Origin of the sequence: Curtobacterium sp. MCSS17_015 (genome assembly GCF_003234265.2) — a bacterium.
Taxonomy (GTDB): Bacteria; Actinomycetota; Actinomycetes; order Actinomycetales; family Microbacteriaceae; genus Curtobacterium.
The window spans coordinates 2744536-2769418 of record NZ_CP126256.1 but is presented as its reverse complement, the minus strand read 5'-3'; the positions used below and the strand labels follow the sequence as shown (position 1 = coordinate 2769418).

The following is a 24883-nucleotide window of genomic DNA, read 5'->3' as shown; positions in this document are numbered from 1 at the left end:
GGACATCGACGCGCACCGATCGGCCACGGCGTTGACTGGCCCGGTCACACGACTGGAGGACACATGAGCAAGAGCTGGTTCATCACCGGAGCATCCAAGGGCTTCGGCCGCGAGTGGGCGGAAGCAGCACTCGAACGCGGCGACTCCGTCACCGGCACGGCCCGCGACGTCGACGACGTGCAGGACCTCGTCGACCGGTACCCGGACACGTTCCTCGCGCTCCGGCTCGACGTGACCGACCGGACCGCCGACCGCGATGCCGTCGCCCGTGCCGCGGAGCACTTCGGGTCGCTCGACGTCGTCGTCAACAACGCCGGCTTCGGCCACTTCGGCATGGTCGAGGAGCTCAGCGAGGACGAGCTCCGCGCCCAGCTCGAGACCAACCTGTTCGGCGCCGTGTGGGTCACCCAGGCGGCACTGCCGATCATGCGCGAGCAGGGCTCCGGGCACGTCATCCAGGTGTCGAGCATCGGCGGCATCAGCGCGTTCCCGACGGTCGGCGCCTACCACGCGTCGAAGTGGGCACTCGAGGGCCTGTCGCAGTCGCTCGCCCAGGAGGTCGCGGGCTTCGGCATCTCGGTCACCCTCATCGAGCCCGGCGGGTTCTCCACCGACTGGTCCGGCCCGTCCTCGAAGCACAGCGAGGAGAACCCGGCCTACGCCGAGGTCCGCGAGGCCGCGTCGAAGCGCCCCTCGGCGGCCGACCCGGGCAAGCCGGAGGCCACGCGGGCCGCGATCCTGAAGGTCGTCGACGCCGAGCAGCCCCCGCTCCGGGTGTTCTTCGGCAAGGCCCCGCTCGGCATCGCGGAGCGGGACTACGAGTCGCGCCTCGCGACGTGGCGCGAGTGGCAGCCCGTCGCCGAGGCGGCCCACGGCGTCTGATCGGCCGTGTCGGTCCCGACGGGAGGCACTGTGCCGACCGGCACCGTGCCTCCCGTCCGTCGTGACCCGGCCACGCACGCCGCGGACCTGAGCCGACACCGGACCGCCGACGCGTAACGTCCCGAGCACACGACGGAGCGACCCGGAACGCGATCTGCACCCGGATCCCGCCGCGGGTACGGCCTCGCGCTGCTGCCCGCCCCCGCGCGGCCGACCACCGCGCCAGCGCCAGCGACCAGGAAGCGACCCCCATGTCCCAGAACAACACCTTCATCCGCAGCATGCACGACCTCGGCCTCGCCGCCTGGTTCGGTGGCAACCTCATGGGTGCCACCGGCCTGAACGGCGCCGCCGCCGGCGCGAAGGACCCCGTCGAGCGCCTCACCCTGTCGAGCGTCGGCTGGGGCAAGTGGGCACCGGTGCAGCTCGCCGCGCTCGCGGTGCACGGCATCGGCGGCATCGGCCTCATCGTCGCCAACCGCGACCGCCTCGGCGTGCAGCAGGGCGCCCGCACGAACACGGGCATCAAGCTCGTGCTGACCGGTGCGGCCCTCGTCACGACCTTCTGGTCGGCCTCGGTCGGCAAGAAGATGGCCGAGCACGCCCGCGAGGGCGCCGAGGGCACCACCGAGCCGAACGCCGACGCGTCGGACACCCTCAAGGCGGCCCAGCGGCAGCAGAAGATCCTGCAGTGGGCGACCCCGGTGCTCACCGGAGTGCTGCTCGTGATGGGTGCGGAGCAGGGCGAGCAGCAGCGCTCGAAGGCCGGCATGCTCGACAAGTGGCGTCGCTGACCGGCACGGCCTGACGACCGGACGGGAGGCGCGGTGCCAGCGGGTGCCGCGCCTCCCGTCCGTCATGCGGTCGACGGGGCTACCAGCCGCCGGACCGGACCGCGTGCGGTGTGAGTGCGTGTTGCAGGGCCAGACTCGCAGCGCCGCCCGCGGCGGCGTCGAGTCCGGGGTCGGCGAGTTCGACGAGGACCCCGTGGATGCCCCGGGTGCGGGCGAACCGCTCGACCTGCTGTCGGATCTCCCGGGCGTAGATCGCGCCGGCCTCCGCGAAGCCGGGGCCAGCGAGCACGATGCGGTCGAGGTCGAGGATGTTCACGACCGACAGCGCTGCTGCAGCGAGGTAGCGCGCTGACCGCTGGATCAGGGCGTGGCAGTCGGCGTCACCCTGCGCGGCAGCCTGGGCGATGCGGTCGAAGTCGACGCGGAAACGCTGAGCATCGCCCGACAGGCCGAGGCGCGCGGCGAGGTCAGCGTCCGCTGCGGCGACGACGGCCCGCGGTGCCGCGAGCATCTCGAGGCACCCGTGCGCGCCGCACCAGCACTCCGGCCCGTCGATGTCGACGATCGTGTGACCGATCTCGCCCACGTTCGACGACGCTCCCCGCGCGATGCTGCCGCCGACCATGATGCCGAGACCGAAGCCGTTCGACATGTAGAGCGTCGCGAAGTCCTGCGTGGACGGAACCCGCCCGGCCCAGTACTGACCGAGGGCGGCACACGCGGCGTCGTTGTCACGGACCACGGGGAGACCGATGCGGGGCTCGAGCGCCTCGGGCAAGGCGAAGGACTCCCACTCCGTCGCGGTGAGGGAGTGCCGTTCCGCTCCGGCACCGAGGTCGAGGCCGGCTCCGGCGACCCCGACGCCGACGACGGACTCGAGGGGGATGTCCAGTTGCACGAGCAGTTGCCCGAGTTCGCGGGCGATGCGCACGACGTCCTCACCGGGCGCGTCCTGCTCGATGCCGGGTGACACCAGACGTCCGACGACCGCACCGGCCAGGTCCGTGACCACGTAGGTCAGTCGGCCGGCGTCGAGGGACACCCCGACGGCGAACCGTCCGGTGGTGTTGAGCTCGAGGAGGCTGCTCCGTTTGCCGCCGGTCGAGTCGAGGAAACCGACCTCCACGACGAGTCCCTCGTCCAGGAGGGTCTTCACGATGCGCGTGATGGACGTCGGCGTCAGGCCGGACCGTGCTGCGAGTTCTGCGCGTGTGACGGTCCGGCCCGAGCGCACCATGTCGAGCACGGCGCTCCGGGTGGCCGCCGAGGACGGCCCGAGCCGCCGGCCGGTCACGTCGTCTCCCGGGGCACGACGACCGGAGCGGGCATCGCGACCGCCGGCAGGACCGAGTGATCGACGGCCCGCACGGCTGCCTCACCGAGCACGGCCCCGATCTCCCTCCCTCGGCGGTCGATCGCGGTGATCGGGAGACTCGCACTCTGACAGACGAGCGAGTCGCTCCGGCAGACGAGCGCGACGTCCTCCGGCACGCGGAGGCCCGCGTCCCGGAGACCGGTGAGCACCGCGACCGCGTCGTGGTCGCCGTCGACGACGAGGACCGTCCGACCACTCCCGTCGGCCTCTGCCCCGATCCGGAGGCAGGTCCCGACCACGTCGTCCGTCCGGACGACCTCGGTGACGGTGTCGTCCGGTCCGAGTTCGTCCCCGAACGGTTCGGCTGGTGCCGTCCCCGTCACGGACACACGGCGCTCGGCGGGGTAGCCGTCGAGGTACGCCGCGAGCGCCGCGGACGACGCCCCGCGGTCGACGGCCACCGCCGGGAAGTCCACCGGGAGCGTCGACGGGGCGAGCGCCACGAAGGGCATGTCGATCTGCCGGAGGAGCGCCGGTCTCGGGTCGTCGCGCGACACCTCGAGCAGGATCACGCCGGCGACCCCTCCGGCCCGCGCCCAGAGGCGGTAGACCCGCAGCTCGGCGTCCTCGTCCGCCACGGACCGGGTCACGAAGCGCTTGCCGGCGGCGACGAGCGGGCCGGCGACGGCGCGGACGACCGCTCCGGCCACCGGGTCACGGTCGTGACCCTGTCGGATGACGAGCCCGATGGAGGCTCCCTGGTCGCTCATGCGGGTCCCTCCCGGCGTCCGGTCCGATGCGTGGGCACCGGGGACGGCGCCGCAGGACAGCAGTCTGCCGGATCGTGCAGCGGCTCGAGGTGCACGCGGGTGCGCCTACTTGAGTGCACCGGCCGCCATCCCGCGTTCGAACTGCCGCTGGAGCGCGATGTAGGCGACGATCGTCGGGATCGCGGTGATCACCGACGCGGCGAGGATCTTCGGGGTGTCGTCGTTGTACTGCCGTCGGAAGAACTCGGGCAGCTGCGTGACCACCCCCAGCCCGTCGTCGATGAGGAAGACCTTCGGCAGCAGGTACGAGTTCCAGGCGTAGATGAGCACCAGCATCATCAGCGCCACCGCCATCGGTCGGGACAGCGGGACGAGGATGGACCAGAACACGCGCCAGGTGCTCGCACCGTCGATCCGCGCCGCCTCGAACAGTGCGTCCGGGATCCCGTCGACGTACCCGCGGGCGATGAGCACGGTGAACGGGATCTGCAGCGCGGCGATCGGCAGGATCACCGACCAGTACGTGCCCAGCAGCCCGAGCCGTACCGCCGTCGTGTAGAGCGGAGCGATCAGGACGACCTCGGGCAGCGTGAGCGCCGCCATCATCAGCCAGAAGTAGACCTCCTTGCCACGGACCCGCAACTTCGAGAAGCCGAACGCCGCCATGAGGGTGGCGAGGTAGACGATCACCATCGACGCGGCGGCGATGACGATCGTGTTGAGGAAGAACTTCGGGAAGCCGGGGACCTGCACGACGGCGAGGTAGTTCCGCCAGCCGGCGCCTTCGAAGCTCGTCTGCAGCATCGCGATGAGGGGCACCACGAACGGCACGACGGCGAGCGTCAGGACGAGTTGGAGGACGATCCTGGATCGTCGGGAACGGGTCTCAAACACCGGAGGTCTCCTTGTGACGTCGCGTGGGTCGCGCGACGCGTTCGCGTCCGCGCATCTGCATGAGGACGGACACCGCGACGGCGATCACGAGGACGAGGATCGACAGGGCGGAGGCGAACCCGAGGTTCCGGTCGCTGCTCGCGGTCTCGGCGTAGATCATCGTGCCGAGGAACTCCGACGAGTGCGCCGGTCCGCCCTGCGTGATGAGCCAGGGGTTGTCGAACAACTTCAAGGCGGTGATGAAGTTGAGGATGGCGAGGGACACGATCACGGGTCGGAGGCTCGGCATGACGATCGAGAAGAGGACGCGGAGGTTCCCCGCACCGTCCAGCCGACCGGCCTCGACGAGCTCCGGGTCGACCTGCGCCATCCCCGCGTAGAGCAGGATGAAGCCGTACCCCACCGCGCCCCAGCAGCCGACGAGGACGACGACGACCAGGGACGTGGTCGATTGACCGACCCACGACTGCTCGAGCCCGGAGAGTCCGAGCCATCCGAGGACGTGGTTGACGGTGCCGTCGCTCTGCCAGACCTGCAGCTGCGCCGGCGCGAGGGTGGCCGGCGCGACCACCACGGGGATGACCACGAGCACCTTGTAGACGTTGGCGAAGCGGATCGACGAGTGCATCGCGGCTGCGAAGAGCGTCCCGCCGACGACCTGTACCGCGAACACGACGATGAAGTAGACGAGCGTGTTCCGCAACGCGCCCCACAGCACGGGGTCCTGCAATGCCTGGACGTAGTTGCCGAAGCCGATCGGGGTCATCAGTGCGCGGCCGCCGGGCCAGTCGAAGAAGGAGAGGTAGCCCGAGTAGACGATGCTGTAGTAGATCAGACCGACCGAGATGACGAAGCCGGGCAGGATCCAGCGGAGTCCGCCGGGCAGGACGAGGGGGCGTCGGCGCCGTGGGCGTCCCGCCCCCGGCGTCCGACCGGCGCGGACGCCGGGCCGGACGGACGAGGAGGTGTCGATCACGATCGCGCCGTCCCGCTGCGGTGGACCCGGCTCACTTCGTGCCGACCTTGCTGGCGACCGACGCCGCTTGCTGGTCGTCGGCGATGTCCTGGATCGACTTGTCCACCGACGGGTCGAGCACCTGCTGCGTCGCGACGACGATCGCGTCGAGCGACTTCTCGGTGGCCTGCCACTGGCGGGATTCGCTCGCCTCGCTGCTGTCCTCGATGAGCTTCTCGATCGCCGGACGCTGGACGGACTCGTCCACGAGCTGGATGGAGTCCCAGTCGGGGCTGACGCCCTTGACCGCGGGCAGGAGGTCGATCGCGTTGGCCACGTTCTGCTGACCCTGCTCGTGGAGGGTCATCCAGGACACGAACGTCTTCGCGGCCCCGATGTGCTCGGACGCCGAGTTGATCGCGATCCCGTAGTCCGCCTCGCTGAAGTACGCGGAACCGTTGCCCTTCCCGGCGACGTCCGGGAAGGGCGTCGGCAGCTGCACGAAGCACTTCGGATTGCTGACGCCGGCGGCCTCCATCGCGGCCTTGCACGAGTCGGCTCCGGCGTACTGCGTGTACCAGAAGCCCATCTGGACCATGGCCGCGTCACCCTTCATGAACTCGTTGTTCGCGAGGGGGTACTGCGGGCCGTCCAGGGCGTCCGCGGGGATGATCCCGTCGTCCTGCATCTTCTCGATGATCCGGAGGACCTCGATGCCGTTCTCGTCGTTCCACTTCGCCTTGCCGGTCGCGGCCTTGATGAACCACCCGGGGGCGACCGAGTTCGCGATCGCGTGGTACATGTCCGTCGGGAACGTGTCGCTGCCGCCGGCGCCCATCGTGAAGCAGGTCTTGCCGATCGCGGTGACCTTCTCGCAGGTGTCCACCCACGACGGGTAGTCGGTGGGGACATCCGCGCCGGCCTCGTCGAGGACGTCCTGGTTGTACCAGAGGAACCCGGCTGACATCCCGCCCAGCGGCAGTGAGACGAACCGTCCGTCCGAGCTGGTCAGCTGCTCGACGTAGTCACCGCCGATGTCGTCCTTCCACCCGGCGCCGAGCGTGCTCTTCGCGAGCGAGCTGAGGTCGAGCGCGTACGGCCCCCACAGGTCAGGCGACCCGCCGGCCGGCGAGAGGTCGAAGACGTCCGGGCCCTTGCCGGAGTCGAGCGCCGGCGTGATCGTGTTCCGGTAGTCGACGTTCTCGAAGTTCTTGTAGTTGACCTCGATGTCGGGGTACTGCTCGTTGAAGGCCTCGATGTACCGCTCGGCCACGGGGGTGTCCGGCGTCCACCCCCACCACGTCACCGAGCCCTTCTTCGCTGGCTTGACGTCCTCCCCGGCGTTCCCGGGGGACCCGGAGCAGCTGGTGATGAGCAGAGCGGCGGTCGCGGCGAGGGCCGCGGCGGTCAGGATCCGCGTTCGCTTCATTGTTCTTCCTTCACGTCGTTGTGCTGGGGGTGCACCTGTGTGCCCGTTCGGCGGCGAGCCTACGGACGACGCTCCGCCCGCGCAAGAGTTCGAACCTATTTGTCACGAACTCGCGCAGAGCGGCATTGAGGCCAGTGCGCGCTCTTCATCGTCGGGTACCGCGACTTAGTTGCGCAGTGTTCATGACGGCACTAGCGTTGCCCCCGCCTGGCACGAAGGCACCCGCTTCACCGACGAAAGGACCCTTCCGTGGCCATCGAATCCGTCCTCCTCAACGTGCGCGACGTCGCGCAGTCCGCGGAGTTCTACACGCGTCACCTCGGCGCGACCGTCATCTCGTCCTCGCCCGACGCGGCCGAACTCGACCTCGTCACAGCGCGCTTCGTGCTCACCCGCGTCGACGCGCCGGCGGAGTCCACGTGGATCGGCGACGACCTGCAGCGCGGCTTCCGGCACGTGGGCTTCAAGGTCGCCGACCTCGACGCCCGCGTCAGCGCGTTGCACGACGCCGGCGTCCCGTTCCACCTCGAGCCGATCAACGCCGAAGGTGGCGTGCGCATCACGTTCTTCTTCGACCCCGACGGAACGCTCCTCGAGCTCGTCGAAGGTCCGTTGCAGTACCACGAGGTCCACGACCAGCAGGCCGTGGACCGGGACTGGGGTCTCGGCGAACCGGACCGGCCGCGTTTCGACCACGTGGCCGAGACCGTCGCGGACATCGACCGTACGACCGAGTTCTTCGCCGAGCTCGGCTACGTCCGCATGGCGGGCATCCACCAGCCGAGTGACGACCGGGGCTTCGAGATCACCTTCCTCCGAGCCGGTGACAGCTCGCTCGAGGTCTTCACCTACGACCGTGCGGAGAAGCAGGAGCGGACGCCGCAACTCGATGCCCTCGGGTTCGCCGCCGTGGCCTTCGGTGCGACCGGGACCGAGTCGGCCCCCACGGCAGGAGCAGGCGGCGGCAGCGTCGCCCTCGCCGTCGGCACCCTGCTCGGCCAGGACGTCCGCACGGATCCGGACGGCCTGCCGTTCATCATCGCCTCGGCATGAGCGCCGGTCTCCTCCGACCCCTCGGCAGCACGGGGCTGCTCGTCAGTCCGGTCACCCTGGGCGGGGCCCCGCTGGGCAGCATGCCCGAGAACTTCGGGCACGAGGTCGCCGAGGCGGACGCGGTCGCGCTCGTCGGCGCGGTGCTCCGCAGCGGCATCCGGACGATCGACACGGCCAACGGGTACTCGGACGGCCGGAGCGAAGCCCGCATCGGTCGCGCGATCGCCGAGTTCGGCGGTGTCCCCGACGACGTCACGGTCATCACGAAGGTGGACGCGCGGGACGGTGACTACAGCGGCGACCGCGTCCGCCGGTCGATCGCCGAGAGCATCGAGCGCCTCGGGATCACCCCGCTGCCCCTGGTGCACCTGCACGACCCGGAGTTCCACGACTTCGGTGCGCTGTCCGGCCCCGGCGGAGCGCTCGAGGCTCTCGTGGCCGCACGGGAGCGGGGCGAGGTCGAGCACGTCGGTCTCGCCGGTGGGAACGTGCACGAGATGCGCCGCTGGCTCGACCTCGGGGTGTTCGAGGTCCTGCTCGTCCACAACCGCTGGACGGTCGTGGACCGGAGCGCCGGACCGCTCCTCGACCGGGCCGCGGAACTCGGCGTCGGCGTCGTCAACGCCGCCGTGCTCGGCGGCGGGATCCTCGCCGACGAGACCGGGCGGACGACGTCCTACGGGTACCGCCCGGCGCCGCCCGCGACCCTGCGGGCGATCACGGCGATGCGAGAACTCTGCCGTGACGCCGGGACGACGCTCGCCGCAGCGGCGCTGCGCTTCTCGACCCGCGACCCGCGCTTCGCCAGCACGATCGTCGGGATCAGCAGGCCGGAACGCATCCGGCCGACCCTCGACGCCGCCGACCTGGACCTGCCGGACGCGTTCTGGGCGTCCCTCGAGGACCTGGTCCCCACCTCCGACAACTGGCTCGACGCGCCGGACGCGCGCTGAGCCTCCAGACCGGCCGCCAGGCCACCACCGACCCAACGAAACCGAGGCCCACATGCCACTCGTCCGCATCGACATGCACACCCCTCTCGCTGACCTCCGACCGCAGATGAGCGAGGCGATCAACTCCGCCCTGGCCGACGGCTGGGGGATGCCCGCCGACGACCTGTTCCAGGTCTTCCAGCTGCACGAACCCGGTGACCTGTTCTACAGCCGCACCTTCCCCGAGGCGGACCGGACCGACATCGTCTTCATCGAGATTCTCGCCTACACCGGGTACTCGCCCGAGGTGAAGCAGCGCGGCGCCGCCCTCGTCGTCGACCGCCTCGCCGCGCTCGGCATCAAGCGCGACAACGTCCTCATCGCGATCCACGAGAACGGCGACGGCGACTGGCTCGCCCCGTCCGCGGTCCAGTGACCATGCGTCGCAGCGACCTGCCCGCCGACTTCGTCCTCGGCGCCGCGACCGCCTCGTACCAGATCGAGGGGGCGACGCAGGCGGACGGCCGCGGCGCGAGCATCTGGGACACCTTCGCCCGGGTGCCGGGCGCGATCGCCGACGGGTCCACCGGTGACCCGGCGGACGACCACTACCGCCGGATGCCGGAGGACGTGTCGCTCATCGCCGACCTCGGCTTCGACGCGTACCGGTTCTCGATCGCCTGGCCGCGCATCCAGGCCGACGGCACCGGTCCGGTGAACACCGCCGGCATCGACTTCTACCGGCGGCTCGCCGAGGGGCTCCTGGAGCGGGGCATCACCCCGTGGGCGACGCTGTACCACTGGGACCTCCCGCAGGCGCTCGAGGACCGCGGAGGGTGGCTCGAACGGGACACCGCCGCACGCTTCGCCGAGTACGCAGCGCTCGTGACCGAGCAGCTCGGCGACGTGGTCACCGACTGGATCACCCTGAACGAGCCCTGGTGTTCGTCGTTCCTCGGCTACGCCAGCGGGGTGCACGCACCGGGGCGGCACGAGGGAGCCCGGTCCGCGCAGGCGGCACACCACCTCCTGCTCGGGCACGGACTGGCGCTGGAGGCGGTCCGGGCGACGCGGCCCGAGGCCCGAGTCGGCACGACGCTGAACCTGTACTCGGTGCGTCCGGCGTCGGACTCCGCCGAGGACCGCGACGCCGCACGCCGGATCGACGGCCTGAGCAACCGCTTCTTCCTCGACCCGGTGTTACGGGGGAGCTACCCGGCCGACGTGCTCGAGGACCTCGGGCAGACGTCGTGGTTCGCCGAGCACGCCACGGCGGAGGACCTGCAGCGGATCGCCGCGCCGATCGACTTCCTCGGCATCAACTACTACAGCCGGCACACGGTGGCGGCGCCGGCCGACGTCGACGAAGCTGGCACCACGGAGCCGAGCGCCTACCCCGGCAGCGAGCGGGTGCGGTTCGTGCGGACCGGGGCAGCGGTGACCGGGATGGACTGGGAGGTCCACCCGGACGGCATGGTCGACGTCCTGCGGCAGGCGCACGACCTGGCGCCGGAACTGCCGCTGTACATCACGGAGAACGGGTCGGCGTACCCCGACCCGGACCACGTCGGGCCGGAGGGGGAGGTCGTCGACCCCGACCGGACGGCGTACCTCCGCGCACACCTCGGAGCGTGCGCAGCGGCCGTTGACGCCGGGTTGCCGTTGCGCGGGTACTTCGCGTGGTCGTTGATGGACAACTGGGAGTGGGCCTGGGGCTACTCACGGCGGTTCGGCATCGTGCATGTGGACTACGAGACGCAGCAGCGGACCGTGAAGCAGAGCGGGCACTGGCTCGCGGCGTTCCTCCGCGACGCGGACTGATCCGCGGTCACGCGAGCCGTCCGCGCCGCAGCCCGACGGGGACGGCGATGACGGACGGGAGGCGCGGTGCCGGCTGGCACCGCGCCTCCCGTCCGTCGTGCTGTCGACGGCCCGACGCGCTCACCGCCCCGGGATCGCCACCACCCGCTCGTGGTCCCATGGCTCGGTCCACCCGACCCGGTCGAACAGGCCGTCGAGCAGCGTCGCGGTGAAGCCCCAGACGACGTGCGAGCCGGACCCGGTGCGGACCGTGAAGGCCGGACCGCGCCACTCCCTGCCGTCGCGGTGGAACACCGTGACGCCGCGGTTCGCCGGGTCGAGCAGATCGGCGACCGGTGCCCGGAAGACGGCTGCCGACTCCGCCTCGTCCACGACCCTGACCGGCGACGGCGTACGCCACCACCCGAGCACCGGGGTGACCAGGTGCCGCGAGTGGGCGAGCGGCACCGGTGCGGCAGCACCGAGCACGTCGACGCCCGTGACGTCCAGGCCGGTTTCCTCACGGGCCTCCCGGAGGGCGGCAGCGACGGCGTCGACGTCGCCGGGGTCGACCCGGCCGCCCGGGAACGCCACCTCGCCGGCGTGTGAGCGCAGGGTGGCGGCACGGGCGAGCAGGAGCACGTCGAGGTCCCGCGAGACGTCATCGGCTCGAGCGGGACGCGCACTCGGGACGCGGTCGAGCGTGCCGAACAGCATGAGCACCGCCGCCCGCCGTGGGGACGGGGCCGCGGGCATCCCGGTGACGAGGGGCGCCGTGCCGGGTGCGACGGCCGCCGCGAGCTGTCCCCGCGCGCTCACAGCGCCCTCGGAGCGACGGAGACGGAGGACGTGCAGGGCGAGGTCATCAGATCAGCCTAGGCACCGGGCGGTGTCCGAGCCGGCCCGCGCTGTGCGGAGAGCGTCGACGGGTCCGGGCGGTCACGGCACCCCCTGGCTGGCCAGGGGGGCGTCGCCGGGTCCGCACGCTGTTCCGCGAGCGTCGGGACGGCTGTGATCGAGGCATGACAACGACCACCACGACCCAGACCCTCGTCCACCACGACACGGCGTTGGCACTCCTCGGCGTCACCCGGACCCACGGCTCCGGTGACGCGAGCGTGACCGCGCTCCGCGACGTCACCCTCGAACTCCCCACCGGCTCCTGGACCGCGATCATGGGTCCGTCCGGCTCCGGGAAGTCGACCCTCCTGCAGATCGCCGCGGGCCTCGACCACGTCGACTCCGGCCGCGTCGTGCTCGGCGGGACGGACATCACCGACGCCAGGGACCACGAGCGCACGCTGCTGCGCCGCAACCGCATCGGGTTCGTCTTCCAGGCATTCAACCTCATCGCGTCGCTGACCGCGGAGCAGAACGTCGCGCTGCCGCTCGAACTCGCGGGTCGCCACCCGTCCCGACAGATGATCCGCGACGCCCTCAGCCGCGTCGGCCTGGGCGACCGGGTGGGACACCGGCCACGGGAGCTCTCCGGCGGGCAGCAACAGCGCGTCGCGATCGCCCGCGCGATGATCACCGCACCCGAGGTCCTGTTCGCCGACGAGCCGACCGGGGCGCTCGACTCCACCGCCGCCCGCGTGGTCCTGGCGATGATGCGCGAGATGACCGACGCCGGGCAGACCATCCTCATGGTCACCCACGACCCGGCTGCCGCGGCCGCCGCCGACTCCACCGTGTTCCTCCGCGACGGCCAGCTCGTCGACGCACTCACCGGCGCCGACGCCGCCACGATCGCGAACCGCCTCGTCAGCCTGGAGACGGGACGATGAACCGCATCGCACTGAGCGGGTTCCGGGAGCGCTGGCAGACGTACGTCGGCGCGATCGTCACCGTCGCCCTCGGCGTCGGGCTCGTGCAGGCGTCGCTGCTGCTCCTGCTGTCCGTGCTCGGCATGCAGCCGGCGGCCGACGCCGGCGCGCTCACCCAGGCCCGGTCCGACGGCAGCAGGATCGTCGCGGTCACCGTCGTCTCCGTCACCCTCGGGTTCGCCGCCTTCCTCGCGGTGTCCATCATCGCGTCGACCTTCGCCTTCTCCGTCACCGAGCGTCGACGGGACCTCGCCCTGCTGCGCATCGTCGGAGCCGAGGTCGGGCAGGTACGACGGATCCTGCGTGGCGAGGCCGTCGTCCTCGGCCTCGTCGGGGCCGCGCTCGGCATCCCGGTCGGCATCGCATTGATGGCGGTGGAGACGCGCATGCTCGTGACTGCCGGTTTCGTGCCGTCGGGCTTCTCCCCGGTCTGGTACGTGTGGATCGTCCCCGCGTCCCTCGCCGTCGGGATCGGCCTCGCATCTGCCGGGGTCGCGGTCGCCGCTCGGCGAGCCGCCCGGGTCGACCCGCTCGACGCGGTGCGGGAGACCGGCGCCGCGGCACGACCGATGACCCGATCGCGGTGGATCGGTGGGCTCGTGCTCGCCGTGGCGACGGTCGCCCTGGTCGTCCTCGCACCCGTGGGTGGGCTCGCCGGCGCGCAGGCGATGGCGATGTCCGCCGGCATCACCGGCGCACTCGCGATCACGATGACCGCCCCGGTGCTCGTGCCGCTCGTGGCGGCCGTCCTCCCGCGTCCGCGTTCGGCGATCGGGTCGTTGGCCGTCGCGGAACTCCGCGACGCCCGGACGCGATCGGCCTCCACCGCCGCCCCGCTCGTCGTGCTGCTGGCCCTGGTGCTGAGCCAGCCGATCGCGATGCTGTCCTTCTCGGACGCCGCGACCGCCCAGATCGCGCGGGGCACGGACGCGGACCTCGTGCTGCAGACGACCGGCGCGTTCACCGCGGACCCGACTTCGGTGCCCGGGGTCGCGGCCGCGTCCACCGAGTGGGCCGTCCCCGTGCGGGTCCAGCCGTCCGGGCCGGCCGTCCCGGGGATGTCCGAGGAACTCGCGGGGACGCCGCTCGCCGTCACGACGGAGGCCCTCGTGGTCGACCCCGAGGGGTTCGCGGCGGCACACCCCGGTGCGGGCGCCGCGATGCAGGACCTCGGCGGTCGGTCCGCGGCCCCCGGCCCCGGTGCGACCGGACTCGGTCTCGGACGAGCCGGGACCGTGGCCATCGGTGACCGTGCCCTCGGGGCGGTCCGGTTCGGCCTCCCCGTCGCGGCCGGGAGCGCCGGGCAGGTCGGGATCGTCGTCCCCCGGGACCTGGTGCCGGCGGACGTCCTGGCCGACAGCCCCGCGACCACGTTCGTCGTCCTCGACCAGGGCGCGGACCGCGAGGCCGTCACCGCCGCCCTCGCCCGCATCGGGACGGTGGCGGAGACCGACGCCTGGGCGGCGGACGCCGGGGCAGCCGGCCTCGACCAGAACACCCGCGTCCTGCTCGTCGTGATGGCGGTCGGAGCGCTCTACGCGGTGATCGGTGTCCTCAACGCCGTCGCGATCGCGACCTCCGGCCGACGCCGGGCCTTCGCGGTGGCCCGCGCGAGCGGGATGACGCGCGGACAGGTCCTGGCCGCGGCGACACTCGAGACCGTCCTCGTCGCCGGCTCGGCGGTCGGGCTGGCGCTCGTCGCGACCGCGATGACCGCGGCGGCCGTGCTCGCCGGGACGGCCCAGGCCACGGGAGCAGCGGTGCTGCACGTGCCGTGGCTCCTCGTCGTCGTGGCGAGCGGCGGCGGACTCGTCCTGACGGGGGCGGCCGGGCTCGTGGCGGCGGCGGTCGCGACGCGTCAGGGCCCCGCGACGCTCCTGGCAGCGCGAGGATAGGCCCGTGACGGAGAGACGACGACGGTACGTCGACGAGTGGCGCGGCTGGACCGGGCGGACCTGGTACCTCCTGACGGCGCTCCCGGTGGACCTCGTCGGCTTCGTCGTCGTCCTGACCCTGCTGTGTCTGGGACTCGGGCTGGGGATCGTGTGGGTGGGGCTCCCGGTGCTGGCCGTGACCGTGCGGATCGGACGCCTGCTCGGGGTGTTCGCCCGTCGCCGGGCGGGCAGGGTCGGCGAGGTCCCGGACGCTCCGGACTGGACGGTCCGTCCTGACCTCCCGACCGGCGTCCCCGGGGTGCGGTTGGTGGCCCCGCTCGCCGACACCAGGAACTGGGCCGCGACCGCCCACGCCCTCGCGACCTTCCCGGTGTCGGTCGCCACGTGGGTGGCCACGGTGACGTGGGGCGCGCTCGCACTGGGCGCCGTCACGTACCCGGCGTGGACCTGGGCCGTCACCCCGGCCGACGACATCTGGCTGGAGCGGGTGGCCGCGGGCATCGGGGAGACCGGGCAGTGGACCGGGACGGTGCTCCGCCCGCTGGTCGTCGTCCTCGCCGGACTCGTCCTCGCCGCGACGTTCCCGATCGTCACACGCGTCCTGATCGTGCCGCACCTGGTGCTCGCCGGACTCCTCCTCGGGGAGCGGCAGGACGTCCGACTGCTCCGCGGGGCGCAGCGCGCCGAGGCCGGACGTCGGGCCGCCCTCCTCGCCGAGGACGCGTCGCTGCGCCGGCTCGAGCGGGACATCCACGACGGCCCCCAGCAGCAGCTGCTCCGCCTGCAGTACGACCTGGCCATCGCCCTCCGCCGGTTCCCGGACGACACCGCAGCGGCCGAGCGGCTCGTCGAGGAGTCGTTGGACCGGTCGAAGGCCGTGCTCGAGACGATCCGGAACCTCTCCCGCGGGCTCGCACCGCCGATCCTCCAGGACCGCGGTCTCGCGGCGGCCGTCGAGGCCCTGGCCGAGGACAGCGTCCTGCCGACGACGGCGGACGTCCGGCTGGACGCCGCCGGGGCCGGGCTCGCCGCCGTCGAGCGGAGTGCCTACGCGATCCTGTCGGAACTGCTCACGAACGTGACGAAGCACGCCCACGCGAGCAGCGCGAGGATCCGGGCGGTGGCCGCCCCGGGCGGCGACCTCGAACTGGAGGTCCGCGACGACGGGGTCGGCGGTGCTCGACTCGACCCCGGCCATGGTCTGGACGGACTCCGGGACCGTGTGGAGGGCCTCCAGGGCGCGTTCACGGTCACCAGCCCACCCGGGGGACCGACCGTGGTGCGGGTCCGCATCCCGGTCCCCGTCGAGGCACCGGCGACCGGAGGCCGTACCCTGGCCGGGTGACCCTCGGAGCAGGTGCAGTCCCCGCGTTGCGCATCGTCCTCGCCGAGGACTCGGTCCTGCTCCGGGAGGGCACGATCCGCCTGTTCGAGGAGGCCGGGTTCACGATCGGCGGGTCGTACGGTGACGCCGGCGCCCTGCTCGCGGAACTCGCCACCGTGCGACCGGACGTCGCCGTGCTCGACGTGCGGATGCCGCCCACGTTCCGGGACGAGGGCCTCCGCGCGGCGATCCGGATCCGGACCGAGCACCCCGAGGTGGCGGTGCTGCTCCTCAGTCAGTACGCCGAACTCGACTACGCCCGGGAACTCCTGGCGACCGGCGAACACCACGTCGGGTACCTGTTGAAGGACCGGATCTCGTCGATCGACGACCTCCGGGACGACGTCGCCCGGGTCGCCCGCGGCGGTCTGGTCCTCGATCCGCAGATCGTGCAGCGGCTCATCGCCCGCCGGACCGACCCGGTCGAGCGCCTCACGCCACGGGAACGCGACGTCCTCCGGCTCATCGCCGAGGGGCAGACCAACCAGGCGGTCGCGCACCGGCTGCGCATCGCGGTCGCCTCCGTCGAGAAGCACATCAGCTCGATCTTCACCAAGCTCGACCTCGAACCGACACCCGACGCGCACCGGCGGGTGCTCGCCGTCCTCGCCTGGCTGCGGGGCGGCGGCGCCTGACGCCAGCGGGACCCTGACGACACCGGACCGGGAGGACCACCGGATGCCACTGCCCGACCACATCGTGATCCGCCGCACCGGCCGCGACGACTGGGCCGCGTTCCGCGACCTGCGCCTGCGGATGCTCGCGGACACCCCGCTCGCGTTCCTCGAGACCCTGGCGCACGCACGACAGCTCGACGAGGACGAGTGGCGTCGGCGTGCCGGCAGCGGTGCCGACGACGACACGCCCTGTTTCGTCGCCGAGGACGTGACGACCGGTGCCTGGGCCGGCATCATGGGCGGTCGCCTCGACGGCGGGCACCCGCTCCTGGTCAGTGTGTTCGTCGACCCGCACCATCGTGGCCGGGAGTCGGGCGTGACGGACGCCCTCCTCGACGCAGTGGAGGACTGGGCACGGGGCCACGGTGACCGTTTCCTGCTGGACGTGCACGAGGAGAACCCGCGCGCCATCGCCTTCTACCGTCGCCGCGGGTTCGTCCCGACCGGCCGCCGCGTGCCCTACCCCCTGCCGCCACACGGCGAGGAGCTGGAGCTGGTGAAGTCCCTGCGCTGACCGGTCCCGGGCCGGCCGACGTTGTCCGCTGCACGCGCCCGTGTGCGGCACGACCGGGGTGTTCCCGGGCAACGGGTCTTTGATGGTCTGGCGAAAGGGGCTCCCGATGAAGACCATCCACTACGACAGCACCGCGATCCTCACCAGTGACGACGTCGCCGACGCCGTGATCGAGTACGCCGCAGCGCTCTCCGGAGGCGACCGGGCCGACACCGTGGCCGTGCCGAGCGTCGCCGAGGACGGCACGATGACGACGACGAAGATCCTCATCGGACCGTCGAGCGAGGTCGTCGTCTCGGACGCCGAAGAGGACGAGCTCGAGCTCGAGAACGACGAGTTCGTCGCCCGGTTGCGCGCCGCTGCCCGCACGTTCGGGCACGACACCGTGATCCACGCCGACACCCGGTCGGACCTGACCGAGGGCGACGAGGAGCCCGGAGCCCCGGCGGAGCCGGCGAAGCCCTGAGCCGCGATCCGGGCCTCCCGGTCGTCAGCGCGAGGCGGCGGCGGACCGCAGCGTCGCTTCCGCGTCGTCGAGGTAGTCGGCGAGCAGCGACGCCGCGCCGTCCCGGTCGCCGGTGCGCAGCGCTGCGACGATCGCCTCGTTCCGGTCGACGAAGTCCGCGTGGAACGCGGCCGGGTCGTCGGTGGTGAGGAACGCGAGCCGCATCTCGGCGAGCAGCGAGTCCATGAGCACGTGCAGCCGTTCACTGGGCACGGCCCGGACGAGTTCCGAGTGGAAGCGGATGTCCGCGGTGCCGACCGCGCGCCAGTCCCCGGCGACGGCGGCAGCGCGGGCGTCCGCGACGGCGGCGGCCGCGGCGGCCAGGGCGGGGGACTCCGGGGCGCAGGCGCGGATGCCCGCCTCCTCGAGGACCCGACGGGCCGCGTAGAGGTCCGTCACGTCGTCGGCCGACAGGCGCCGGACGAACACCCCGCGGTTGAAGACGTGCTCGACGAGCCGGTCGCGGGCGAGCAGCCGGAAGGCCTCGCGCAGCGTGTTCCGTGAGACGCCGAGCTGGTCGCTCAGCCGCTCCTCGGACAAGCGCGCCCCTGGCATGAAGGCACCGTCCGCGATCGAGGACCGAAGTCGGGCCGCGGTCGACTCAGCGCCGCTGACGGTTCGGGTCATGGCCTGATCCTGACAGAGGGAGCGTCCGGACCGGCCGAACGCGGGCTCGTGTGACCGCCGTGTTACAGATGCCGGCCGGGTCTTGAGATTGTTCAACAATGCAGGCCAGACTGTCCCGCATGTTCGTCCTCATCGGCGTCGCCGTCGTGATCATCGGCTTCGCGCTGCGCATCAACGCGCTGCTCGTGGTCACCGTGGCGGGCATCGTCACGGCAGCCATCGGCGGGATCGACCCCGTCGGCATCCTCACCGCGTTCGGGAACGGTTTCGCGTCCAGCCGCAGCGTCACGACGTTCGCACTCGTGCTGCCGGTCATCGGCCTCATCGAGCGGTACGGACTGCAGGACCAGGCGAAGCGCCTCATCGCGAAGCTCGACAAGCTGACCACCGGCCGCATCCTCGCCGGGTACCTCGCGGTCCGGCAGGTCACCGCCGCCGTGGGTCTGACGAGCATCGGCGGGCCGGCGCAGACCGTCCGCCCGCTCGTGCACCCGATGGCGGAGGGGGCGGCGACGAAGAAGTACGGCCGCATCGACGAGCGGATGCGCGAGAAGATCAAGGGCTTCTCGGCGTCGTCCGACACCGTCGGGGTGTTCTTCGGCGAGGACGTGTTCGTCGCGGTCGGGTCGATCCTGCTCATCACGACCTTCGTCGACACCACGTACGGCCTTGCCCTCGAGCCGATCGACCTGGCGCTGTGGGCGATCCCCACCGGCATCGCGGCGCTCGTCGTGCACGGTGTCCGCCTGCTCCTGCTCGACCGGAAGCTCGACAAGATGGCGGCTGACGTCCGCCAGACCGAGGAGGTCGCGGCGTGATCACCAGCGAATGGCTCTACTGGCTCATCGGCGCGTTCTTCATCGCCGTCTCCGTGTTCATCGTCACGGACCGCAGCCACGCCAAGCGGGTCGGGAACGCGGCGTTCTGGGGCATCCTCGGACTCTCGTTCTTCGCCGGCACGTTCGTCGTGTCCGGCGCCATCCCGGCCTGGGCACTCGGCGTCGCGGTCCTGGTGATGGTGGCGCTCGCCGGGCTCGGGTTCACCGGCACGACGAGCCGCACGCGGGTCGCGAGTGTCCCGGGCGCCGGGGTCGGCTCCGCGACCGGTCCGGCCGAAGCCACCGCCGTCACCACCCGACCGAGCTCCAGCACGAGCGTCCTCGCGACGACGAGTCCGGACGAGCGCGCCGCGTCCGCGCAGCGGTTCGGCAACAAGCTGTTCATCCCCGCGCTGGTGATCCCGGTCGTCGCGGTGCTCGTCGCGACCCTCGGCCCGCTCGTGTCGATCGGCGGGGAGCCGCTGCTCGCCGAAGGCAGCGCGACCCTCACCGGGCTCGGCATCGGCTCGGTGCTCGCCGTGGTCGTCGCGGTGTTCGTGCTCCGTCCGCCGCGGCTCGACACCCCGGTCCGCGAGGGTGCCCGCCTGCTGCAGGCGATCGGCTGGGCGGCACTCCTGCCGCAGATGCTCTCCACGCTCGGGATCGTCTTCACGCAGGCCGGTGTCGGCACGGCGGTCGGCACGATCATCGAGGCGGTGCTGCCGGACGGCTCGCTGTTCGCCGCCGTGATCGTGTACTGCCTCGGCATGGCGCTCTTCACCGTCATCATGGGCAACGCCTTCGCGGCCTTCCCGATCATGACCGCGGCGGTCGGCTGGCCGGTGCTGGTGCAGGGCTTCGACGGCAACCCGGCGGCGATCTTCGCCATCGGCATGCTCGCCGGCTTCTGCGGCACTCTGGTCACCCCGATGGCCGCGAACTTCAACCTCGTGCCCGCTGCCCTGCTCGAGATGCGGGACAAGTACGGGCCGATCAAGGCGCAGCTCCCGACCGCCGGGGTCCTGCTCGTCGTCAACATGGGAGTGATGTACCTTGTCGCATTCTGACCCCGCCCCCACCGGCGCATCCGCCGACCTCGGCCGTTCCGCCTGGGCGGCCGGCTTCGCCGCCGTCGCGCTCGACAACATCACCCGCGAGTACCCGTACGCGTCGCACCACACGACGTCCGGTCCGGACGACCGTGCGCTCCCCGTCGAGCTGCACCCCGCCTTCGCCACGTCCTACGACTGGCACTCCTCGGTGCACATGCACTGGCTCGCCGCCCGCCTGGTCGCCTTCGGCGTGCCCGCCGACCTGGAGGCCCGGATCACCTCCGTCCTGCAGGCCCACCTGTCCGAGGCCCACCTGGCGACCGAAGCGGCGTACCTCCGCGCGACCCCGCACTACGAGCGCCCCTACGGCTGGGCGTGGCTGATGCGCCTCGCCGCCGAGGTGTCCGCCTCCGAGGCGCCGGCGGTCCGGGCGCTCGCGCCGGGGTTCGCACCCGTCGTCGAGGTGCTCGAGGACCTCGTCACCCGCTGGGTCGACGGCGCGGCCCACCCGGTCCGGCACGGGGTGCACTCGAACTCGGCGTTCGGACTGCTGCTCGTGCTCGAGGGTGCTCGCTCGCTCGGCCGACACGACCTGGTCGCGACGGTGGAGCGCGCTGCCCGCGAGTGGTTCGGTGCCGACGCCGGCTGGCCCTTCGCCTGGGAGCGGAGCGGGCACGACTTCCTGTCCGCCGGACTGGCCGAGGCCGATCTCATGCGCGCGGTCCTGCCGGCGGACGAGTTCGCCCCGTGGGCCCGCTCGTTCCTCGTGCAGGTCACGGAGGGCGACGCGGTCCTCACCCCGACGGTGGTGCGCGACGAGAACGACCCGCAGCAGGTGCACCTGTTCGGCCTCGACCTGTCCCGCGCCGGGTCCGCACGCCGCATCGCCGACGCCCTCCGGGCAGCGGGCGCGGACGGTGTCGAGACGGCCGCGCTGCTGGACGCCGCCGCCGACTCGTTGCTCGCCGCTGGCCTCGCCGCGAGCGTCGGTGAGGAGTACTACTCCACCCACTGGCTCGCGAGCTTCGCGTGGGACGCGATGGAGGCCCGGGAGCACGCGGCCCGCTGACCTGTCGCGTGGTGCGAGGGGTCAGGCGAGGGGGATCGTCCGACCGAAGGTGCGGGTGACCGGGGGCGCGGCGAGGACGGCGCCGAGCGCTTCCGCGGCACCCTCGGGCGTCGCGCGCCAGGCGACGTAGGCGTCGTGGTCGGCGGCCGTCGCCCAGCGTTCCAGGACGACCAGACGCGTCGGGTCGGCGTCGTCGACCAGGACCTCGAGCGACTCGTTGCCGGTCCGGGCGGCGGTCTGCGCGAGCGTCTCGCGGATCGCGCGCTCGACCGCCTCGGCCGACACGTCGCTGCGGAGCTCGACCTCGAGGAAGACCGTCATCGTCATGGTGTGCACCTTTCGTCTGCCGGGCCCCGTCGAGTGACGCGGCCCGTGGGGGTGAACCCGCTCGGCTCCGACCTTGTTCCGGTACCGGGGGTTGTCGTTCGTCGACCCATCGATTACCGTTGCATCGAAGATCGATACCATCGAAGATCGACAAGGGGATGAACCGATGACCACACCCGTCTACGACCCGCCGCGCGGGACGAACTCCTACCTCGCCTACGTGGTCGCCTGCGCCGTGGGGATCATCGTCGTCGTCGCCCGGTACGTGGTCGACCTCGTCGCTTCGGTGCGGTCCGGGCTCGTCTCTGTCCCGGTGCGCACGGCTCCGACGACCGAGGTCCCACAGCCGCCCGGCGGTGCGACGGTGCGCGCCGACCGTCTCACCCTGCAGGTCCGCACCGACGACGTCCCCGGCGGTGCGATCGGGCTCATCCGCGTCGGTGACGTGCTCGAGGTCGTGCTCGTCGCCGTGCTCATCGCCCTCGTCGCCGCCGTGGCGTGGACGATCTCGCGCGGGAAGCTCTTCGACCGGTCGGCGACCGTCGTCCTCGGCCTGTTGGCCGGCGCGGCCGTGCTCGCCGGTTTCGTCCCCACCTTCGTCCGACGGATGGGCTGGAACTGGGTGGTGTCCGGGCTCGGCTGGGACGGACGTCTGCCGGCACCCGTCGTCGAGCCGCCGTACGTGGCGGTGTACCTCGGGTTGCTCCTGGTGATCTGCTTCCGGTTCGCCCTCACCGCGTCGCAGCGGATGGTCCGCGACCAGTCGGGGTTGGTCTGATGGCTCCGGAGGTCGAGGACGGTCACGCGGTCGTGTGCCACATCGACGATCTGCTGGCCGAGCGCGGCATGACGCTCACCGAACTCGCGGACCGTGTCGGCGTGACCGTCGTCAACCTGTCCGTGCTGAAGAACAACCGCGCCCGGGCGATCCGGTTCTCGACGCTGACCCGGATCTGCCAGGTGCTCGGTTGCCAGCCGGGCGACGTGTTCTCGGTGCGGAGCGCCTGAGTCGTCAGTGGCGGGCCCGTCGGCGGACGACACGGAAGCGCAGCGGATCACCCGGCCGGAGCTGTGCCGCACGGTCGACGGACTCCGGTGTCAGGACGGCCACGACCGGGTAGCCGCCGGTGACCGGGTGGTCGGCGAGGAACAGCACCGGGAACCCGGTCGGCGGGACCTGCAGTGCCCCGGTCTCGACGCCCTCGCTCGGGAGCTCCCGCGCGACGGCACGCTCGAGCGGCACAGCGGCGGTGGTGCGGACCCCGACGCGGTCGCTGTCGGCGCTCACCGTGTACTCCTGACCGGTGAGCACGCCCCGCCAGTCCGGGGTGAACCAGTCGTCGCGAGGACCCGGCAGCACGTCGAGCTCGGCGGGCTCGTCGGCCCAGGGCGTGCGCGGCGGTGGGACGGCGTCGACCACGGGCCATGCCCCCGCTCGGTCGCCCACGGGCAGGACGTCCCCGACGCGCAGGGGAGCGGGACCGAGCTGGGCGAGGGAGTCCCAGGAACGACTGCCGAGCACCGGCCCGACCGCGACGCCGCCGCGGACGGCGACGTAGGCGCGCAGACGGTGCTCGGGCAGGCCGATCCGGACGGTGTCGCCGGGAGACAGTGACAGGACCTCGTAGGCGGCCGCGCCGTGGACGCGGCCGTCGGCCCGTTCGATCGACACCGGGCACGGCGCCCCCGTGACGGCGGCGAGCACGTGTGCGTCGGAACGGAGGGCGACGGAACCGAGGAGGGCCTCCAGGACGGCTGCGTCCGGAGCGTTCCCGACCATCCGGTTCGCGAGCGCTGCCGAGCCGCGGTCCGCCGCGCCGGCGGCACCCAGGCCCATGTCGCTGAGGCCCGGTCGTCCGAGGTCCTGGGTGGTGACCCCGAAGCCGACCTGCACGACCGTGAGCGTGCTCACGCGGCGGCTCCCGCGTCGACGAACCGGATCCGGGTGCCGGCCGGGGCGAGGGCGGGTGGCGTGCGCTCGAGCGACCACATCGGGACGTCGGTGCGGCCGATGAGCTGCCATCCGCCGGGCGAGGTGCGCGGGTAGACGGCGCTGAACTCGCCGGCGAGGGCGACGGCCCCGCTCGGGACCGCGGTGCGCGAGGTGTCGCGACGCGGGAGGTCGAGCGAGGGGGAGGTGCCGGTGAGGTAGCTGAACCCCGGAGCGAACCCGCAGAAGGCGCTCGTCCAGACCTGCCCGGTGTGCCAGGCGACGAGCTCGTCGCGGGTCATGCCGGTGAGCCCGGTCACCGCTCGGACGTCCTCGCCGTCGTAGGTCACCGGGACGACGACGGGTTCGCGGTCCGCGGTGTCGCCGGCGGGATCGACCGGTGCGACCTCGGAGAGCAGGGCGCGGAGCCGTCCGGCGTCGGTGACGGCGGGGTCGAACCGGAGGAGGAGGGTCCGCGCGCCGGAGACCACCTCGGTCACGCCGGGCAGGACCGCGCCGGCGAGGCCCGTCCGGAACGCCACGACCTCCGTCAGGGTGTCGAACGTCGCCAGCACCGCCGAGGCACCGGCCGTGCGGACGTCCGGGGTCATGACGCGGCGGCCGTCGAGAACGACGTGATGTCGATGCCCTGCACCGTCAGCAGCGTTCGGACGGCCCGGGCCATCGCGACCGCGTCGGGGGAGTCGCCGTGCACACACACCGAGTCGGCGCGGACCGGGATGTCGGTGCCGTCGACCGCGGTGGCGATCCCCTCGGTGACCATCCGCAGGACGCGGGCGGCGACCTCGTCCGGGTCGTGCAGCACCGACCCCGGGCGGCTGCGGGAGACGAGTGACCCGTCCGGTTCGTAGGCACGGTCGGCGAAGGACTCGCTGACCGCACGGAGTCCGTGCCGTGCCGCCGCCAGCAGCAGCTCCGAGCCGGGCAGCGCCAGGACGGCCAGCGAGGCGTCGACGTCGGCGACGGCGCGGACGACCGCCTCGGCCTGCACCGGGTCAGCGCAGGCGGTGTTGTAGAGGGCGCCGTGCGGCTTGACGTAGGTGACGCGGGTACCCGCGACCCGGGCCGCGGCGGCCAGGGCGCCGAGCTGGTGGACGACGTCGGCGTACAGCTCGTCAGGGGAGACGTGCACCGGACGGCGGCCGAACCCCGCGAGGTCGCGGTACGCCACGTGTGCGCCGACGGCCACGCCTCGTTCGGCCGCGGCCCGGCAGGTGTCGAGCATGATCGTCGGGTCACCGGCGTGGGCGCCGCAGGCGATGTTCACGCTCGAGACGACGTCGAGCATCGCCCGGTCGTCGCCCGCGGTCCAGGCGCCGAAGCCCTCACCGAGGTCGCTGTTCAGGTCGATCGATGGCACGCGGACCCCCTGTCTGGATTGTTCAACAACCTACCGGCCGCCACCGTCGCTGTC

The 24883-nt window shown here is 72.3% G+C and carries 28 protein-coding genes; 17 read left to right on the top strand and 11 right to left on the bottom strand.

Features of this window, described 5'->3' with window-relative positions:
* The first annotated feature begins 63 nt into the window (after positions 1-63).
* Positions 64-882, top strand: a complete 819-nt coding sequence (locus DEJ18_RS13270) for an SDR family NAD(P)-dependent oxidoreductase (RefSeq protein ID WP_111210474.1) — start codon at positions 64-66, stop codon at positions 880-882.
* A gap of 251 nt (positions 883-1133) precedes the next feature.
* On the top strand, positions 1134-1676 hold the full coding sequence (locus tag DEJ18_RS13265; RefSeq protein ID WP_111210475.1) for a hypothetical protein: 543 nt from the start codon (positions 1134-1136) through the stop codon (positions 1674-1676).
* A 79-nt stretch (positions 1677-1755) separates the two neighbouring features.
* Here the strand turns inward: DEJ18_RS13265 and DEJ18_RS13260 are convergent, their stop codons facing one another.
* From DEJ18_RS13260 to DEJ18_RS13240, 5 genes are all read right to left on the bottom strand, one after another.
* Positions 1756-2970 carry an ROK family transcriptional regulator gene (locus DEJ18_RS13260; protein ID WP_258376921.1) on the bottom strand — a complete coding sequence of 405 codons (1215 nt, stop codon included), beginning with the start codon at positions 2968-2970 and terminating at the stop codon, positions 1756-1758.
* On the bottom strand, positions 2967-3761 hold the full coding sequence (locus DEJ18_RS13255; RefSeq protein WP_111210476.1) for a substrate-binding domain-containing protein: 795 nt from the start codon (positions 3759-3761) through the stop codon (positions 2967-2969). The genes DEJ18_RS13260 and DEJ18_RS13255 overlap by 4 nt, the downstream gene beginning before the upstream one ends.
* 105 nt (positions 3762-3866) lie before the next feature.
* The gene (locus DEJ18_RS13250) at positions 3867-4655 is read right to left on the bottom strand and encodes a carbohydrate ABC transporter permease (protein WP_110911029.1); all 789 of its coding nucleotides are present in this window, start codon (positions 4653-4655) and stop codon (positions 3867-3869) included.
* Complete coding sequence (locus DEJ18_RS13245; RefSeq protein ID WP_111210477.1) at positions 4648-5631, bottom strand: carbohydrate ABC transporter permease; 984 nt, start codon at positions 5629-5631, stop codon at positions 4648-4650. Before DEJ18_RS13245 ends, DEJ18_RS13250 begins: the two co-directional genes overlap by 8 nt.
* A gap of 31 nt (positions 5632-5662) precedes the next feature.
* Complete coding sequence (locus DEJ18_RS13240; RefSeq protein ID WP_111210478.1) at positions 5663-7039, bottom strand: ABC transporter substrate-binding protein; 1377 nt, start codon at positions 7037-7039, stop codon at positions 5663-5665.
* Positions 7040-7288: 249 nt separating this feature from the next.
* Here DEJ18_RS13240 and DEJ18_RS13235 point away from each other — a divergent pair, with 249 nt between their 5' ends.
* The 4 genes from DEJ18_RS13235 to DEJ18_RS13220 are packed head-to-tail and all read left to right on the top strand — an operon-like array spanning position 7289 to position 10845.
* Positions 7289-8092 carry a VOC family protein gene (locus DEJ18_RS13235; RefSeq protein WP_111210479.1) on the top strand — a complete coding sequence of 268 codons (804 nt, stop codon included), beginning with the start codon at positions 7289-7291 and terminating at the stop codon, positions 8090-8092.
* Positions 8089-9045 (top strand): aldo/keto reductase, encoded by a 957-nt coding sequence (locus tag DEJ18_RS13230; RefSeq protein ID WP_111210480.1) that lies wholly within the window; start codon positions 8089-8091, stop codon positions 9043-9045. The genes DEJ18_RS13235 and DEJ18_RS13230 overlap by 4 nt, the downstream gene beginning before the upstream one ends.
* A gap of 52 nt (positions 9046-9097) precedes the next feature.
* The gene (locus tag DEJ18_RS13225) at positions 9098-9460 is read left to right on the top strand and encodes a tautomerase family protein (protein ID WP_111210481.1); all 363 of its coding nucleotides are present in this window, start codon (positions 9098-9100) and stop codon (positions 9458-9460) included.
* 2 nt (positions 9461-9462) lie between these two features.
* The gene (locus tag DEJ18_RS13220) at positions 9463-10845 is read left to right on the top strand and encodes a GH1 family beta-glucosidase (RefSeq protein WP_181434206.1); all 1383 of its coding nucleotides are present in this window, start codon (positions 9463-9465) and stop codon (positions 10843-10845) included.
* Positions 10846-10965: 120 nt separating this feature from the next.
* Here DEJ18_RS13220 and DEJ18_RS13215 read toward each other — a convergent pair whose 3' ends face one another.
* Positions 10966-11643 (bottom strand): NUDIX hydrolase, encoded by a 678-nt coding sequence (locus DEJ18_RS13215; protein WP_502866248.1) that lies wholly within the window; start codon positions 11641-11643, stop codon positions 10966-10968.
* Between the two features lie 203 nt (positions 11644-11846).
* On the opposite strand from DEJ18_RS13215, the gene DEJ18_RS13210 reads away from it, so the two are divergent.
* From DEJ18_RS13210 to DEJ18_RS13185, 6 genes are all read left to right on the top strand, one after another.
* Complete coding sequence (locus DEJ18_RS13210) at positions 11847-12611, top strand: ABC transporter ATP-binding protein (RefSeq protein ID WP_111210483.1); 765 nt, start codon at positions 11847-11849, stop codon at positions 12609-12611.
* The gene (locus DEJ18_RS13205; protein ID WP_111210484.1) at positions 12608-14545 is read left to right on the top strand and encodes an ABC transporter permease; all 1938 of its coding nucleotides are present in this window, start codon (positions 12608-12610) and stop codon (positions 14543-14545) included. The genes DEJ18_RS13210 and DEJ18_RS13205 overlap by 4 nt, the downstream gene beginning before the upstream one ends.
* Positions 14546-14549: 4 nt before the next feature.
* Positions 14550-15890, top strand: coding sequence for a sensor histidine kinase (locus DEJ18_RS13200; RefSeq protein WP_111210485.1), 1341 nt, complete (start codon positions 14550-14552; stop codon positions 15888-15890).
* Complete coding sequence (locus DEJ18_RS13195) at positions 15887-16564, top strand: response regulator transcription factor (RefSeq protein WP_258371197.1); 678 nt, start codon at positions 15887-15889, stop codon at positions 16562-16564. Before DEJ18_RS13200 ends, DEJ18_RS13195 begins: the two co-directional genes overlap by 4 nt.
* A gap of 43 nt (positions 16565-16607) precedes the next feature.
* Positions 16608-17120 (top strand): GNAT family N-acetyltransferase, encoded by a 513-nt coding sequence (locus tag DEJ18_RS13190; protein ID WP_258376922.1) that lies wholly within the window; start codon positions 16608-16610, stop codon positions 17118-17120.
* A gap of 106 nt (positions 17121-17226) precedes the next feature.
* Positions 17227-17586, top strand: coding sequence for a hypothetical protein (locus DEJ18_RS13185; protein ID WP_111082346.1), 360 nt, complete (start codon positions 17227-17229; stop codon positions 17584-17586).
* Positions 17587-17610: 24 nt separating this feature from the next.
* Here the strand turns inward: DEJ18_RS13185 and DEJ18_RS13180 are convergent, their stop codons facing one another.
* Positions 17611-18252 (bottom strand): GntR family transcriptional regulator, encoded by a 642-nt coding sequence (locus tag DEJ18_RS13180; protein ID WP_111210486.1) that lies wholly within the window; start codon positions 18250-18252, stop codon positions 17611-17613.
* A gap of 119 nt (positions 18253-18371) precedes the next feature.
* On the opposite strand from DEJ18_RS13180, the gene DEJ18_RS13175 reads away from it, so the two are divergent.
* The 3 genes from DEJ18_RS13175 to DEJ18_RS13165 are packed head-to-tail and all read left to right on the top strand — an operon-like array spanning position 18372 to position 21191.
* Entirely contained in the window at positions 18372-19070 is a 699-nt protein-coding gene (locus tag DEJ18_RS13175) for a DUF969 domain-containing protein (RefSeq protein WP_111082348.1), read from the top strand.
* Entirely contained in the window at positions 19067-20137 is a 1071-nt protein-coding gene (locus DEJ18_RS13170) for a DUF979 domain-containing protein (RefSeq protein WP_111210487.1), read from the top strand. Before DEJ18_RS13175 ends, DEJ18_RS13170 begins: the two co-directional genes overlap by 4 nt.
* Complete coding sequence (locus DEJ18_RS13165) at positions 20124-21191, top strand: DUF2891 family protein (protein ID WP_111210488.1); 1068 nt, start codon at positions 20124-20126, stop codon at positions 21189-21191. The genes DEJ18_RS13170 and DEJ18_RS13165 overlap by 14 nt, the downstream gene beginning before the upstream one ends.
* 21 nt (positions 21192-21212) lie before the next feature.
* On the opposite strand, the gene DEJ18_RS13160 is transcribed toward DEJ18_RS13165, so the two are convergent.
* Positions 21213-21518, bottom strand: a complete 306-nt coding sequence (locus DEJ18_RS13160) for a putative quinol monooxygenase (protein WP_111210489.1) — start codon at positions 21516-21518, stop codon at positions 21213-21215.
* A gap of 166 nt (positions 21519-21684) precedes the next feature.
* On the opposite strand from DEJ18_RS13160, the gene DEJ18_RS13155 reads away from it, so the two are divergent.
* Positions 21685-22296: a hypothetical protein gene (locus tag DEJ18_RS13155; RefSeq protein WP_111210490.1), complete on the top strand. Its 612-nt coding sequence runs from the start codon at positions 21685-21687 to the stop codon at positions 22294-22296.
* Positions 22296-22526: a helix-turn-helix domain-containing protein gene (locus DEJ18_RS13150; RefSeq protein ID WP_111210491.1), complete on the top strand. Its 231-nt coding sequence runs from the start codon at positions 22296-22298 to the stop codon at positions 22524-22526. Before DEJ18_RS13155 ends, DEJ18_RS13150 begins: the two co-directional genes overlap by 1 nt.
* A 4-nt stretch (positions 22527-22530) precedes the next feature.
* On the opposite strand, the gene DEJ18_RS13145 is transcribed toward DEJ18_RS13150, so the two are convergent.
* Genes DEJ18_RS13145 through DEJ18_RS13135 form a run of 3 tightly spaced genes read right to left on the bottom strand, consistent with a single transcriptional unit; the run spans position 22531 to position 24829 of the window.
* Complete coding sequence (locus DEJ18_RS13145) at positions 22531-23430, bottom strand: 5-oxoprolinase subunit C family protein (protein ID WP_220034320.1); 900 nt, start codon at positions 23428-23430, stop codon at positions 22531-22533.
* Entirely contained in the window at positions 23427-24059 is a 633-nt protein-coding gene (locus tag DEJ18_RS13140; RefSeq protein ID WP_111210493.1) for a 5-oxoprolinase subunit B family protein, read from the bottom strand. Before DEJ18_RS13140 ends, DEJ18_RS13145 begins: the two co-directional genes overlap by 4 nt.
* Positions 24056-24829 (bottom strand): LamB/YcsF family protein, encoded by a 774-nt coding sequence (locus tag DEJ18_RS13135; RefSeq protein ID WP_111210494.1) that lies wholly within the window; start codon positions 24827-24829, stop codon positions 24056-24058. Before DEJ18_RS13135 ends, DEJ18_RS13140 begins: the two co-directional genes overlap by 4 nt.
* Positions 24830-24883 lie beyond the last annotated feature (54 nt).

Coding starts and splice junctions, on each gene's coding strand:
- DEJ18_RS13270 (WP_111210474.1), top strand. CDS start 64: ATGAGCAAGAGCTGGTTCATCACCGGAGCATCCAAGGGCTTCGGCCGC.
- DEJ18_RS13265 (WP_111210475.1), top strand. CDS start 1,134: ATGTCCCAGAACAACACCTTCATCCGCAGCATGCACGACCTCGGCCTC.
- DEJ18_RS13255 (WP_111210476.1), bottom strand. CDS start 3,761: ATGAGCGACCAGGGAGCCTCCATCGGGCTCGTCATCCGACAGGGTCAC.
- DEJ18_RS13240 (WP_111210478.1), bottom strand. CDS start 7,039: ATGAAGCGAACGCGGATCCTGACCGCCGCGGCCCTCGCCGCGACCGCC.
- DEJ18_RS13230 (WP_111210480.1), top strand. CDS start 8,089: ATGAGCGCCGGTCTCCTCCGACCCCTCGGCAGCACGGGGCTGCTCGTC.
- DEJ18_RS13225 (WP_111210481.1), top strand. CDS start 9,098: ATGCCACTCGTCCGCATCGACATGCACACCCCTCTCGCTGACCTCCGA.
- DEJ18_RS13220 (WP_181434206.1), top strand. CDS start 9,463: ATGCGTCGCAGCGACCTGCCCGCCGACTTCGTCCTCGGCGCCGCGACC.
- DEJ18_RS13210 (WP_111210483.1), top strand. CDS start 11,847: ATGACAACGACCACCACGACCCAGACCCTCGTCCACCACGACACGGCG.
- DEJ18_RS13205 (WP_111210484.1), top strand. CDS start 12,608: ATGAACCGCATCGCACTGAGCGGGTTCCGGGAGCGCTGGCAGACGTAC.
- DEJ18_RS13190 (WP_258376922.1), top strand. CDS start 16,608: ATGCCACTGCCCGACCACATCGTGATCCGCCGCACCGGCCGCGACGAC.
- DEJ18_RS13185 (WP_111082346.1), top strand. CDS start 17,227: ATGAAGACCATCCACTACGACAGCACCGCGATCCTCACCAGTGACGAC.
- DEJ18_RS13180 (WP_111210486.1), bottom strand. CDS start 18,252: ATGACCCGAACCGTCAGCGGCGCTGAGTCGACCGCGGCCCGACTTCGG.
- DEJ18_RS13175 (WP_111082348.1), top strand. CDS start 18,372: ATGTTCGTCCTCATCGGCGTCGCCGTCGTGATCATCGGCTTCGCGCTG.
- DEJ18_RS13160 (WP_111210489.1), bottom strand. CDS start 21,518: ATGACGATGACGGTCTTCCTCGAGGTCGAGCTCCGCAGCGACGTGTCG.
- DEJ18_RS13155 (WP_111210490.1), top strand. CDS start 21,685: ATGACCACACCCGTCTACGACCCGCCGCGCGGGACGAACTCCTACCTC.
- DEJ18_RS13150 (WP_111210491.1), top strand. CDS start 22,296: ATGGCTCCGGAGGTCGAGGACGGTCACGCGGTCGTGTGCCACATCGAC.
- DEJ18_RS13140 (WP_111210493.1), bottom strand. CDS start 24,059: ATGACCCCGGACGTCCGCACGGCCGGTGCCTCGGCGGTGCTGGCGACG.